Origin of the sequence: Spirosoma montaniterrae, from assembly GCF_001988955.1 — a bacterium.
Classification (GTDB): domain Bacteria; phylum Bacteroidota; class Bacteroidia; order Cytophagales; family Spirosomataceae; genus Spirosoma; species Spirosoma montaniterrae.
The window spans coordinates 319,448-331,901 of record NZ_CP014263.1; the positions used below are offsets into that span (position 1 = coordinate 319,448).

Annotated in this window: 12 protein-coding genes; 9 read left to right on the forward strand and 3 right to left on the reverse strand. The window is 53.2% G+C overall.

The window, feature by feature from the left end; translation table 11 throughout:
* The first annotated feature begins 127 nt into the window (after window positions 1-127).
* On the forward strand, window positions 128-1,324 hold the full coding sequence (locus AWR27_RS01395; RefSeq protein ID WP_077129543.1) for a sensor histidine kinase: 1,197 nt from the start codon (window positions 128-130) through the stop codon (window positions 1,322-1,324).
* Here the strand turns inward: AWR27_RS01395 and AWR27_RS01400 are convergent.
* The gene (locus AWR27_RS01400; RefSeq protein ID WP_077129544.1) at window positions 1,321-1,869 is read right to left on the reverse strand and encodes a hypothetical protein; all 549 of its coding nucleotides are present in this window, start codon (window positions 1,867-1,869) and stop codon (window positions 1,321-1,323) included. The two genes, AWR27_RS01395 and AWR27_RS01400, sit on opposite strands and share 4 nt — an antisense overlap.
* Before the next feature lie 36 nt (window positions 1,870-1,905).
* Between AWR27_RS01400 and AWR27_RS01405 the strand changes: the two genes are divergently transcribed.
* On the forward strand, window positions 1,906-3,021 hold the full coding sequence (locus AWR27_RS01405) for an acyl transferase (RefSeq protein WP_077129545.1): 1,116 nt from the start codon (window positions 1,906-1,908) through the stop codon (window positions 3,019-3,021).
* A gap of 124 nt (window positions 3,022-3,145) precedes the next feature.
* On the opposite strand, the gene AWR27_RS01410 is transcribed toward AWR27_RS01405, so the two are convergent.
* On the reverse strand, window positions 3,146-4,297 hold the full coding sequence (locus tag AWR27_RS01410) for a sigma-54-dependent transcriptional regulator (protein WP_077129546.1): 1,152 nt from the start codon (window positions 4,295-4,297) through the stop codon (window positions 3,146-3,148).
* A 238-nt stretch (window positions 4,298-4,535) separates the two neighbouring features.
* Here AWR27_RS01410 and AWR27_RS25020 point away from each other — a divergent pair, with 238 nt between their 5' ends.
* Complete coding sequence (locus AWR27_RS25020; protein ID WP_083732719.1) at window positions 4,536-5,369, forward strand: DUF4190 domain-containing protein; 834 nt, start codon at window positions 4,536-4,538, stop codon at window positions 5,367-5,369.
* 29 nt (window positions 5,370-5,398) lie between these two features.
* Window positions 5,399-5,794, forward strand: a complete 396-nt coding sequence (locus tag AWR27_RS01420) for a hypothetical protein (protein ID WP_077129547.1) — start codon at window positions 5,399-5,401, stop codon at window positions 5,792-5,794.
* Between the two features lie 61 nt (window positions 5,795-5,855).
* Here AWR27_RS01420 and lacZ read toward each other — a convergent pair whose 3' ends face one another.
* The gene (gene lacZ / locus AWR27_RS01425; protein ID WP_077129548.1) at window positions 5,856-9,101 is read right to left on the reverse strand and encodes a beta-galactosidase, LacZ type; all 3,246 of its coding nucleotides are present in this window, start codon (window positions 9,099-9,101) and stop codon (window positions 5,856-5,858) included.
* 65 nt (window positions 9,102-9,166) lie between these two features.
* Here lacZ and AWR27_RS25155 point away from each other — a divergent pair, with 65 nt between their 5' ends.
* From AWR27_RS25155 to AWR27_RS01445, 5 genes are all read left to right on the forward strand, one after another.
* Window positions 9,167-9,337 (forward strand): hypothetical protein, encoded by a 171-nt coding sequence (locus AWR27_RS25155; protein WP_157579050.1) that lies wholly within the window; start codon window positions 9,167-9,169, stop codon window positions 9,335-9,337.
* 33 nt (window positions 9,338-9,370) lie between these two features.
* Window positions 9,371-9,679: a nucleotidyltransferase family protein gene (locus AWR27_RS01430; RefSeq protein WP_083732970.1), complete on the forward strand. Its 309-nt coding sequence runs from the start codon at window positions 9,371-9,373 to the stop codon at window positions 9,677-9,679.
* Complete coding sequence (locus AWR27_RS01435; RefSeq protein WP_077129550.1) at window positions 9,672-10,010, forward strand: HepT-like ribonuclease domain-containing protein; 339 nt, start codon at window positions 9,672-9,674, stop codon at window positions 10,008-10,010. The genes AWR27_RS01430 and AWR27_RS01435 overlap by 8 nt, the downstream gene beginning before the upstream one ends.
* A gap of 47 nt (window positions 10,011-10,057) precedes the next feature.
* On the forward strand, window positions 10,058-11,008 hold the full coding sequence (locus tag AWR27_RS01440) for an alpha/beta hydrolase (protein WP_077129551.1): 951 nt from the start codon (window positions 10,058-10,060) through the stop codon (window positions 11,006-11,008).
* A gap of 162 nt (window positions 11,009-11,170) precedes the next feature.
* A complete protein-coding gene (locus AWR27_RS01445; protein ID WP_077129552.1) occupies window positions 11,171-12,430 on the forward strand; it encodes an efflux RND transporter periplasmic adaptor subunit in 1,260 nt (419 codons plus the stop codon).
* Window positions 12,431-12,454: the final 24 nt, after the last annotated feature.

The following is a 12,454-nucleotide window of genomic DNA, read 5'->3' on the forward strand; positions in this document are numbered from 1 at the left end:
TTATCGAGCACGTATTCAGGCTGGCGCAGATTGGTATCAAAATTCGGGGCTACTTGTCTGTCGAAACCATGACGCTCGTCAGTTAACAACCTGATAAACGTTCAACTACACGGGGCTACGGCACACCATGCTGAAATCATTTGACATTTATAGTCAGAATAACATTCTGAAAATTATTGTAGCTCTGAACCTGCTGCTGGTGGGTACGGGGTCGCTGTTGTACACGAATCGGCTCATTAGCAGACTCGAAGATCGCGAGGAGCATTACGTTCAGCTCTATGCTAAAAGCATTGCCTATCTGTTCGGCTCAAACAGTATCAATGCGGGTGATCTGAATTTCGTAACGAGCGAGATTCTGGAAGCTAACAAATCCATCCCGGCCATTTACGTCAATCCTGATGGGCAGATTGCCGGCAAACTCAACATTGAGGTGCCGTCAAACCTGACCGACGCCGAAATAGAGCAGTTTCTGCGCAAAACAATTGACGAAATGCGTAACCGGCATCAGGCGTTGGTTGTAGACATGGGCAACGGTGAGCGGGGGCTGGTTTATTACAACAACTCCAGTTTGCTGCGGCAGCTTCAGTATTTCCCGTATGCGCTGCTAACCATTCTGACCGCGCTGGGCGTGTTGGCGTATCTGGCGTTCAGCTCATCGCGCCGGGCCGAGCAAAACCGCGTGTGGGTGGGGCTGGCAAAAGAAACGGCGCATCAGTTGGGTACACCGATGTCGTCATTGATGGCGTGGGTCGAGTACATGCGCTCCGACCCGGCGCAATACGATGAGTCAATCACCGACGAAATCGAAAAAGACGTTCGTCGGCTCGAAACCATTACAGCCCGGTTCTCCAGCATCGGCTCTATTCCGACGCTCAAAGACGAGAACCTCAACGAGGTGGTTCAGCAGTTCACTGATTACCTCGCCCGGCGCATCTCGACCAAAGTAAAAATGAGCGTATCGAGTCAGCTACCGGCCAATCAGACCGTGAAAATCAATAAGTTACTGTTTGAGTGGGTGATTGAAAATATCTGCAAAAACGCGGTCGATGCCATGAAAGGCGTGGGCGAACTGCGCCTAAACCTGACGCCCCTGCCGCATCAGGAGGTCGCTATCGACATCACCGACACAGGCAAGGGCATCTCGAAAAAGAATATTCAGAAAGTATTCACGCCCGGTTTCAGCACAAAACAGCGGGGCTGGGGCCTGGGCCTCACGCTCGCCAAGCGCATCGTGGAGGAATACCACAACGGGCGGCTGTTTGTGAAAAGCTCCGAGGTGGGCAAGGGCACCACGTTTCGGATTGTGTTGAGTGCTGAGCGTTAGAATCGCGGCCACGGCACCCACACCGTGTCGGTTTCAACCACGTTGCTTTCGTTTAGCTGGCGGTCGCGAATCGTAATGCGGAATTTGGTAGGCAGTAATTGAAAACTGCTGCCATACAGGAACGTCTGGTTAAAATCCAGCGTACCCTGAATGGCTCCGGGCGGTTTCCCTTTTGCCAGATCGGGAAAGAAGAGCGATGAATTGACTCGTTGCTCAACCTCGACGTATTGCCGGTTGATAAGCCGAAAGGTTTGAATGCGGTAGTTACCCCATCGGCCATTCGACGCGTACAGTGCCGAATCGGCCTTTGACAGTGGTAAAGTATTCCCCAAATCGCCCCGGCCATCTTTGAAGTCGATACTGATTACCACCGAGTCGCGTCGGCCCCTACCTACACCGGGCCGGGCCGGCAGGTTTTTGTACGGAAAAATGCTTCTGAACTCGATTTCAGGCTTGTCGGCGAAGTCGGGTTCGTTAAAACAGCCCGAGAGCGTCAGGCCAACGGCCAGCGCGAGGCAATACGTTTGAATTACTTGCCGTTGCATACTGTTGTACTCGTAGCTATCTAATTCGATTTTACTTTGTTTTCTTCCTTAACGCTCCCGGCTGAGGTTGCCCAGTGGCGGCAATCGCTCCGTCAGCAAATTCTGGCCCTGTCTGCCCAACCACCCAGCCGCCCGGCATTCGAGTCGCTGGCGTTGGCTGTATTTCGGTATCAGGCTGCACATAATCCCGTTTACCGGGCATACGTAGGGCATTTAAACATCCGGCCCGAACACGTCAACGAGGTGCGCCGGGTGCCGTTCATGCCCATTGGCTTCTTTAAAAACCACGCTATACTGACGGGTTTTTCATCCGACATTATACAACCCGAAACGATAACCTTTGCCAGCAGCGGTACAACCGGCGTACTGCCCAGCCATCATTACGTGTTCGATGCCGACCTGTACAAGACGGTCAGTACGCAGATTTTCAGGCAAACATACGGTTCACTGGCCGGTATGCCTATTCTGGCTCTGCTACCATCGTATCTTGAACGAAATAACTCGTCGTTAGTGTACATGGTTCAGCAATTTATGGAAGAATCCGGCTCTCCGTTGTCGGGTTTTTACCTGAATAACCACGACAAACTAACCCGGCAGCTACGTCAGTTGGCCGAGCAGCCTGATCCACCCCGAACGCTGCTTATCGGCGTCACGTTTGGTTTGCTCGACTGGGTTGAATCGAACCGCGATTTGTCGTTTTTAACGATGCATCCAAATTTGATCGTAATGGAAACCGGCGGTATGAAAGGACGCCGGAAAGAACTGCTGCGTGAAGAAGTACATCAGCTATTGCAGCAAAAAATCGGCGTGTCGGCCATTCATTCAGAATATGGCATGACCGAGCTGTTGTCGCAGGCATACTCCACTGGCGCAGGCATTTTCCGGCCCAGCCCGACCTTACGCGTCTATCTGCGCGACATCAACGACCCGTTTCACCTCTATGCCGATGCGCCGACAGACACCCATGAAACCACGCCCGGCACTCGTCGCACTGGCGGCATCAACGTAATTGATCTGGCGAATTTAGATTCCTGCGCCTTCATCGAAACCCAGGATTTGGGGCAGTATGCCGATAACGAAAGCGGCCAATTCAGTGTAATTGGCCGCTTCGATAACTCGGATGTGAGAGGGTGTAATCTGATGATAGTCTGAACCAGGATTAGCCAGGATTATCGCGATTAAACAAGATTTATGCGCTCTGCTTGTTCGATTTTGAAAGAAGCGCAGCGTAGAATCCTGTTTAATCGCGATAATCCTGGCTAATCCTGGTTCAGTTTTACGCGTACAACTTCACATCGTCGAGCGTAATTTCGTCGCCACACATGATAATCAGCCGCTCGATCACGTTGCGCAGTTCGCGCACATTACCCGTCCAGGGCAGCGATTGCAGGTAGGTCATCGCATCGGCTGTAAACTCTTTGACAGGTGAGCCGTACTCTGTGGCAATGTCGTGCAGGAATTTGTCGGTCAGCAATGGAATATCCTGCCGACGTTCGGCGAGGGGTGGTACGTGAATCACGATCACGCTCAGGCGGTGAAATAAGTCTTCGCGGAAGTTACCATTGGCAATTTCCTGCCGAAGATCTTTGTTGGTGGCGGCAATTACCCGCACATTGACCTTAATCTCTTTGTCGCCCCCAACGCGGGTAATCTTGTTTTCCTGCAAGGCTCGCAGCACTTTTGCCTGGGCCGACAGGCTCATGTCGCCGATTTCATCCAGAAACAGCGTACCACTATCTGCCTGCTCAAACTTGCCCACGCGCCGGGCGGCTGCACCCGTAAAAGCTCCCTTCTCGTGACCAAACAGTTCGCTTTCGATCAGTTCGCTTGGAATGGCCGCGCAGTTGACCTCGATAAGCGGCTGAGTAGCGCGGCTGCCTTTTTCGTGTATCTGCTTGGCAACCATTTCTTTACCCGATCCGTTGGCTCCGGTAATCAGTACGCGGGCTTCGGTTGGAGCTACCCGGTTAATGGTTTCTTTAACTTTCCGAATCGGCTCAGATTCGCCTACGATTTCATTGATTTTGTAGATCCGTTTTTTCAGTGTCTTGGTTTCCTGAACCAGTTTGGAACGCTCGATGGCGTTGCGAACCGTGATCAGCAGGCGATTCAGGTCGGGTGGTTTAGTGATGAAATCAAAGGCCCCCAGTTTGGTGGCTTCAACGGCGTTTTCGATGTTGCCATAAGCCGAAATCATTACGAACTGCGTGTTTTTACTGGCTTCGCTGGCGCGCAATAGCAACTCCAGCCCGTTGAGTTTTGGCATTCGGATATCACAGAGAGCCACATCGTAGCTGGCCTGCATAATCATCTCCAATCCTTCTTCGCCATCTTTCGCTTCGTCAACATCGTAGCCTTCATACTCTAAAATATCGCGTAGAGCTGCCCGAATGGGTTTCTCATCATCCACGATAATCAGTTTAGCCATACTCCTCGTCGGTAGGGTTTGAACAATGGATTTTGTCACGCCGAAAATAGCGGATTTCAAGTTGCATCTGCAAAGAAGCGGCCAAAATTCCCGGAATAATCAATAATAACACACACAAAAGTTAGGCAATCAGGGCTTTACCTTTCGCTCAAAGTTTAGAGACATACGTAAAAGATAACAATCAGATAAAACCCTTATACCCTATATTCACGGTTGAGTCTATAATCCAACTTTACTTATGTACACACTCTATCGAAGCGCGTCGGCCTGGTCCTTCGTTTACTTGCTTTTTCTTGTTAGTCTGGCAGGCTGTAGCCGCGCCCCGCAAGCGTATTTTCAACCCACCGCCCGAACGGTTTATGAACGCCCCGCTTCAGCAACCCCTCAGCGCGTTGAAACGGCTCCAACGCCCGACCTGACAGCCTCGCTGGCCGAAGTACCCCCCACTGCTCCCCGCTCCGTTTACGATGTCGAAACGGCTCTGCCCGCTGCCAAACCGGCCATTCCAACAACGGTCAGGCGGCCCAATGCGCTCAGTTCCCTGAAACGGATGATGCCCCGAAAGCCAGCCGCGCCCGGCTGCGATCAGATCGTGCTGCGAAACGGCGACGTCATCGACGCCAAAGTGAAAGAGGTGGGTGTCAACGAAATCCGCTACAAAAAATGCGACCGGCAGGACGGCCCCGACTACACGATCTCGAAACGCGACGTGCTGAGCATCAAATACTCGAATGGCGAAGTGGAGCGGTTCAACAGCAGCCCGACCCAGAGTAGTTCGAGTAGTTCGGGCGGACGCAACCAGTCGTACAACAGCCCAACAAATCCGCAGAACGACGGCCCCCGCACCGACCCATTCGCGATTGTGGCGTTGGCCGCTGGTGGTTTAGCCATTTTTACCAGTTTAGGTGCTTTCCTGTTGGGCGCAGCGGCCATCGTGTTTGGTGCGTTAAGTCTTCAGCGCATCAAGCGGCAACCTGAACGCTTCAAAGGCCGGGGTATGGCTATCGGCGGTATGGTGGCGGGTATTGTGGCGGCTGGTATTATCCTGCTTGCTCTTCTGGGGGTTATTTGAGATTCCTTTTTATCTAATCTAACGTACTCATGAAAAATTTCCTCATTGCATTCTTGTTGCTGTTTACAGTAGCTGCTTGTTTGCCGAACAGAGATAAAGATGATCCCGAACCAGAATTGGCCGGAACGTATAATCTTACCAGCTTTCGGGTCAATAACCAGGAGTTCATAACTGCAAACACAGGCGTGACTGGAACTATTGTGGTAACGCGCCCCAGCGATACCCGCATCTCACTAACACTGTCGTTGCGTGGGAACGGGCAAACCCAAACTGACAATTTGGGCGAAATAGAGATTCGGAAAGCAAGCGGTCGAAATTATGATATGTATGAATCAGGAACCCGTTTGGGGTCAATTAATGGTACTGACCTGAATTTCGACATATCGGACGGTAGTGACCGTATTGTAGTTGCTGCCCGCAAGTAGCATTTTCATACTTTTAACGGCCCGGTCATCATTACGACGACCGGGCCGTTCGTTTGTGAAACTATCTCGGCAATACTACCGAAATGGCATTTTCCACATTTGTTTGCGTAACGACGGGCCGCAGCCGGAACGAGTAGCTGTATGGCTTTGTAGCAGGCAGTTGGTATTCGGCATGAACGCGTGGCTCCCAGCTATCGTCGCCACCGAGGCCCATCTGTGCCAGATCGATGTTTACGACCGTACCATTGCCGCGTTCCAGTTCCTGGTTGTCAGGGTTTTTGGCCCGAAGCAGAGCCGCATCGGTGTAGTCGCGGGCGTTTATATTGAGTAGCGGACCGCCCGTAGCCTGATCACTTATGATGAGCAGACCCGTACCGCTGTTATCTGTCAGTTCGGCCCAGCGCACGTCGGTTTTATTGCCGTTCTCCTGCGCCATTATGTACGGGAAAAACTGATCGGCCACGGTGCTTTCGTACAGGCCGACGCGGGCGGCTTCTTTGCGGTCGGCGTAAGTTTCAAACGGACCGCGTCCATACCAGCGCAACTTCGTGAAGGTGGCCGGTAGCTGCATCTGCACTCCAACGCGGGCCAGTGGGGGCAGTGTGCCGGTAGGGGTGTAAGTGGTTGTTACCAGCACGTCGCCGGTGCCGTAGACGATGTAGTCGGTTTGCTGCCGGATGCTGCCGTTCGTAGCCATAATCTCGTTACCGCAGCTAACCCGTACCAGTTGCGGGCGCGATCCATCGATGCTCATACTTACGGGCCGGGCCGTGGCGGTGTCTAACCCTGCCTGCCGCCAGCGGTCAGCAAAGCTCAGCTTGCCGCCCCCTTCGTCGTTGTCGGTCGGTACGCGCCACAGGCTGGGTTTCAATCCGTCTTTCAGTAGGTTTTTTCCGCGAAACAGGTATTGGCTGAGGGTGCCGGTGGCTTTGTCGAACACAACGGCGAAGTCGCGCCCGCGCACGGTAACGCTGGTTGGCGAAGGCGTTGCTTTCACGGGCGGAATCCGGCTCATGCCTATCACTGGCGGCATTGGCACGCTGACCTGGATGGGAAACTGCCCCGTTGCAATCTCATGACCCGCGTCGGCCCAGGTTGTGGCCTGTTTCTGCCGGATGCTGACGTTGAGGAAAAACTCACTCGGCCCGTCGCTCGTGCTGAAGCCAGGGTACTTGAGCGGCAACGTCAGTACCTGCGTTTGGCCGGGTTTGGCTACCAGATTGTTTTCTCCGCCCTGCTGTACGACTTCGCCGTTTCGCACCAGCGACCACTCTACCCTATACGGCTCGAGGGACTGAAAATCAAAGGTATTTTTTACGTTCAGCCTGGCTGGTTGCCCTACCGACAGGGCCGTGGGTGTGCTGAGTTTAACGAACTGATGCACGTATTTTACCTCGTGGATTTCGGGTTGGGGCGTTCGGTCGGGGTTAACGAGTCCGTCGCCTGCGTTGGCTCCGTCGATGTAGTTGATATGGTCAGTAAATTCTTTCCCTGCCCGGTTGCGCGACCGCAGCCCCTGATCGACCCAATCCCAGATAAAACCGCCCTGCAAGCGCGGGTACTTGTCGATAGCTGCCCAGTAATCTTTGAAATTACCGACGCTGTTGCCCATGGCGTGGGCGTATTCGCAGACGATGACCGGGCGCGTGGGGTCTTTTTCCATCATAGCAATCATGGCCGCTACGGTCGGGTACATGGTCGAAATGATGTCGAAACTTGTTAGCGGCTGGTTCGTCGCCATAAACGCCGGGTAGTTGTTGCGGCCTTCGTAATGAATGGGCCGGGTGGGGTCGATGAGCCGGATAATGTCGGCCATGTCGCGGAAATTCTGGCCCATGTCGGTTTCGTTACCCAGCGACCAGATGACGATGCATGGGTGGTTTTTATCGCGCTCGACCATTGCCCGGCCCCGTGCTACAAAGGCGTCGCGCCATTCGGGTTTGGCGGCAGGTGTTTGGCCGGTCTGCCAGAGGTAATGGCTTTCGATGTTGGCTTCATCGATAACGTACAGACCGTATTCGTCGCAGAGGTCGTACCAGTCGGTTACGTTGGGGTAGTGCGAGGTTCTGACGGCGTTGATGTTATGCTGTTTCATCAATTTAATGTCCTGAATCATGCCCTCACGGCTGATTACGCGCCCGGTGTTAGGATCGAACTCGTGCCGGTTTACGCCCTTGAACGTCACAGCTTTGCCGTTTACGAGCAATTGCCCGCCCGTCAGCGTCATCTCCCTAAAGCCAATACGCTGACTAATGGCTTCGGTTGGTTGCCCATCGGCTCCAATCAGTTGCGCCGTGAGCGTGTACAGAGCGGGTATCTCCGCACTCCAGAGTGTCGGATTTTTCACCGCTTTGCTAAGTCGAAACAGCAGTTCCTGCCCGGTATCGGTGGCGTCGGTCGAACGAATGGTTTCGCTGAAAACTACGGCTTGCTTCGGGTCGTAAAGCGTAAATTTCAGCCCCACCGGTGCCTGTGTCGACGTTGGCACGAGGTTGCGGACGTTGGCCGTTAGTTTCAGCGTAGCATCGCGGTATTGGTCGTCCAGGTCGGTCACTACGTAGAGGTCGCGGAGGTAGGTGTGCGGAGTAGCGTACAGAAATACGTCGCGGAAAATACCCGACAGCCGCCAGAAATCCTGGTCTTCGAGGTAGCTGCCATCCGACCAGTTGATAACCTCTACCGCCAGCAGGTTTTCGCCCGGCTTCAACTGATCTGTCACTAAAAACTCGGCGGGGGTCATGCCATCCTCGTGGTAGCCAATTGGTTGGCCGTTCAGAAACACCCGGCAGGTGGACTGCACCCCGGCGAAGTGCAGAAATACATTCCGGTTCTGGAAATTAGCCGGTACTGTAAACCGCAGCCGATAGAGGCCCGTGGCGTTGGTATCTGATGTGATGCGCGGGGGCGTGGCCGGAAACGGATGTTTGATGTTCGTGAAGATAGGCCGGTCGTAGCTGCGGCCTTCGCGGGCGGCCACCACCTGCCAATTCGACGGTACGGGTAGGGCGTCCCAGTTTTGATCGTTCAGCGAAGGCTGGAAAAAGTCGCCCGGCACCAGATTAGGGTGTTTCACCCAGCGGAATTTCCAGGTGCCATTCAGCAATTTAACAAACGGCGAACTGCGCCAGTCGGCAGCGGCCAACGCTTCGGCATCGGTGGCGAAGGGCACCAGCGTGGCATGTGGTTTTTCGGTGTTGCGGCTGATGACCTGCGGGTTTTCCCAGTCGGGCAGGGCAGGGGTTTGGGCCAGTAAGTGGGCAGAAGAATAGAGCGTTAGCAGTAGAAACGGCAGGATGCGGGCAAGCATAGTCGGGTTTTTTCGTTAGCCGGGTAAATTTTGCCTAAATTTAAACCGCTTATCCTTACTTCTCCATGTCTTCACGTCGCTCATTGATTTGTTTTTGGTTGCTTGTAGCCATCACGTTTTCCACATCGGCGCAATCGCGTCGGCGGGCGCAACTCACTACTCCGCAAAATAACGGCCCGGTGCCAGTGGTTACGGCCCGATTATCACCAACCTACGTGGTTCTGCATACTGTTTGAAACTACATTTGTCTGACTAATTGTTGAATGGCTATGATTCAAACCGCTTTAGCAAAAGAGTTACCGGCTGTGATCCGCATCTTACGCGAAAATCATGTGCAACGGGCATATGCTTTTGGCTCTGTCTGCACAGACCAATTCAATGCAGACAGCGATATCGATCTGCTTATTGCATTTGACGAGTCTCTTGATTCTGTACAATACGGTGAACACTATTTTGCCATCGCTCACGCCCTGGAACGCGTATTAAAGCGGCCTGTTGATTTAGTGACAGAGCGTTCGTTGAAAAATCCGTATTTTATTAATATGGTCAATAAGACTAAAACGCCCATTTATGAGTGAAGAAGTACGCAAATGGCTTATCGACATAGGCGAGGCTATTGAAAATATTGACGTACATCTTGGCAGGAAGCGCGATTTTAGTCTTTATCAGGCAAATATCACGATCCGCAGGGCTGTGGAGCGTGAGCTTGAGATTATTGGTGAAGCAACAAACCGTGTTCTGAAAGTGGATAATACAATCGGTATAACCGACGCAAGGCGCATTATTGATTTGCGGAACCGTGTCATTCATGCTTATGATGCAGTGGATGACGTGATCGTTTGGGGTGTAATTCTAAAAAACCTGCCAGCCTTGAAGCAAGAAATTCGCGATTTATTGGCTGTTGATTGACGTTTTAGTGTTGAATTAGCTACAATAGCATCTCTTAAATCTGGCGTATGCACTCACGTTGTTTATTATTTTGTCTGTTGATTTTGTTGAGTCTGTCTGCACCGGCGCAATCGCGTCGGCGGGCGCAACTCACTACTCCGCAAAATAACGGCCCGGTGCCGGTGGTTACGGCTCCGCAGGCCCGGCTGCTGGAGAGCATGGTGTTCAACAGCTCGCTGCTGAATCAGACCGTTAAATACTCGATTTATTTTCCGCCCGATTATTACATTTCCAACCGCCGATATCCGGTTGTGTATTTGCTGCACGGCTACGGCGATAACGAAACCGGCTGGGTGCAATACGGCGAAGCCGACCGGATAGTAGACGATAAAATTCGGTCGGGCGAGTTGCCGCCCATGATTATTGTGATGCCCGATGGCGGTAAGTCGTTCTACATCAATGACTATCAGGCGAAACTACGCTATGAAGATATGTTCGTGCAGGAGTTTGTTCAGCACATTGATGCAACGTATCGCACCCGCACACAGCGGCAGTATCGCGGTATTTCGGGGCTGTCGATGGGCGGCTTTGGTTCATTGGTACTGGCCATGCACCACCCTGAGTTGTTCGGATCGTGTGCGGCCCTGAGCGCGTCGGCCCGCACCGACGAGATGTTTATGGCAATTACCGACGAGCGGTATAACCAGGTTTTTGCGCCCGTATTCAGCGGCCCCACCACCGGGCAGGATCGGCTTACCGTGACCTGGAAACGCAACAGCCCTGTTACGCTGGCCCGCTCAGCTCCCGAAGGCGACCTGTCGCGGGTGCGCTGGTACATCGACTGTGGCGACGACGACGCGCTATCGCCCGGTAATGCGACGTTGCATATTGCGCTGACGGAGCGGAAAATTCCGCACGAGTACCGCGTTCGGAATGGTGCTCATACGTGGGATTACTGGCGCACTGCCCTGCCCGATGCACTCAAATTTATCAGTGACAGTTTTATTGGTAACGATTGAGATACTACCCGCAGCACTGGGCGTGAAACTCGTGCGAAATCGCACAGGACGAGCGTAAACGCACAGTATTTATCGTCTAATAGTAGGTTAATATATTGATTGTTAGCTGGTTATTTGCTGGCATATCGTTCGCAAAGAGTATGAGCAAAATGCTTGTATTCAATGGATCGCGAACTGGCTCCTGAACTTGTTTCCCGCTCTCGCCGAAAGCCCTGGCTGATTGGCCTGACCGCCGTTGTTGGCCTGACCGGGGCTGTGCTGGGTATGCGTTCCTGGCTTAAAACATCGGTCGAAGCCAGCCGCATCCGCACGGCGGTGGTGCAGACCGGCCCCGTCGAGAATACGCTTACGGCAACGGGCGAGGTGATTCCGGCTTACGAACAAATCATGACCAGCCCCATCCGGGCCAGTATTCGGCGGATATTGTTTACGCCCGGTGCGCGGGTGCGGCCCGGTCAGCCTCTTGTTGAATTAGATAAATCGCTGACACAGATCGAGTATGAGAAGTTGCAGGACCAACTGGCCCTGAAGCAGAACGGCATCGAACAACTGAGGATGAAATTAGATAAAAACCTCTACGATGCCGATATTAATGACCAAATCAAGTCGCTCAATATCAATAAATTACGCGCTGAGGTAGAGGATGCCCAGCGGCTGCTGAAAGTGGGTGGGCAAACACCCGAAGACGTTACCCGCGCCGAAAACGCGCTCCGTATCGCGCAGTTGGAGAAGAAGCAGTTGGAAAACGATCTGACCTACAACCGCCGGTCGATGGGCGCGAGTTTGCGCGAATCGCAGTTGCAGGCTCGCATTGAAGCGACAAACCTGAAAGTACTGGCGCAGAAACTCCGGCAGGCCAACGTTCTGGCCGACCGGGCGGGCGTGCTGACGTGGGTCAATGAAAACGTTGGCTCGGCGGTAAACGAAGGTGAAATGCTGGCAAAAGTGGCCGATTTGGGCAGTTTTCGGGTCGAGGGTTCGTGTTCTGATGCATACGCCGATCAACTGAAAATGGGTCTGCCCGTTATTGTCCGCATCAACGATACCGACCTGCGGGGGCAGATTACGCAGGTGAAACCCGCCGTGCAGAATAACACCGTGCGCTTTGCCGTGTCGTTAGACAACAGCAGTCATGCTTCATTACGGCCCAATCAAAAAGTCGAAGTTTTTGTCGTAACCAACCGTAGTTCGCAGGCTTTGCGCGTGGCAAATGGCCCGGCGTTTAAGGGCAAACGGAAACAGCCGGTGTTTGTGCTCGGAACCGACAATGTAGCGCACCGGCGCGAAGTCGAAATAGGGTTGACTAACTTCGATTGGGTCGAGATTAAAAGCGGGCTGCAACCCGGCGAGCGGGTCATCGTGACCGACCTGAGCGAATACGAACACGTAGAGCAGATCACGATAAATCCCGCGAAGCCATGAGAATACCCCACCCCAACCTCTCCC

What these genes read in the sequence shown, in the direction of transcription:
- AWR27_RS01395 (WP_077129543.1), top strand. Translation starts at nt 128, where the DNA reads ATGCTGAAATCATTTGACATTTATAGTCAGAATAACATTCTGAAAATT.
- AWR27_RS01400 (WP_077129544.1), bottom strand. Translation starts at nt 1,869, where the DNA reads ATGCAACGGCAAGTAATTCAAACGTATTGCCTCGCGCTGGCCGTTGGC.
- AWR27_RS01410 (WP_077129546.1), bottom strand. Translation starts at nt 4,297, where the DNA reads ATGGCTAAACTGATTATCGTGGATGATGAGAAACCCATTCGGGCAGCT.
- AWR27_RS25020 (WP_083732719.1), top strand. Translation starts at nt 4,536, where the DNA reads ATGTACACACTCTATCGAAGCGCGTCGGCCTGGTCCTTCGTTTACTTG.
- AWR27_RS01420 (WP_077129547.1), top strand. Translation starts at nt 5,399, where the DNA reads ATGAAAAATTTCCTCATTGCATTCTTGTTGCTGTTTACAGTAGCTGCT.
- lacZ (WP_077129548.1), bottom strand. Translation starts at nt 9,101, where the DNA reads ATGCTTGCCCGCATCCTGCCGTTTCTACTGCTAACGCTCTATTCTTCT.
- AWR27_RS25155 (WP_157579050.1), top strand. Translation starts at nt 9,167, where the DNA reads ATGTCTTCACGTCGCTCATTGATTTGTTTTTGGTTGCTTGTAGCCATC.
- AWR27_RS01430 (WP_083732970.1), top strand. Translation starts at nt 9,371, where the DNA reads ATGATTCAAACCGCTTTAGCAAAAGAGTTACCGGCTGTGATCCGCATC.
- AWR27_RS01435 (WP_077129550.1), top strand. Translation starts at nt 9,672, where the DNA reads ATGAGTGAAGAAGTACGCAAATGGCTTATCGACATAGGCGAGGCTATT.
- AWR27_RS01440 (WP_077129551.1), top strand. Translation starts at nt 10,058, where the DNA reads ATGCACTCACGTTGTTTATTATTTTGTCTGTTGATTTTGTTGAGTCTG.
- AWR27_RS01445 (WP_077129552.1), top strand. Translation starts at nt 11,171, where the DNA reads ATGGATCGCGAACTGGCTCCTGAACTTGTTTCCCGCTCTCGCCGAAAG.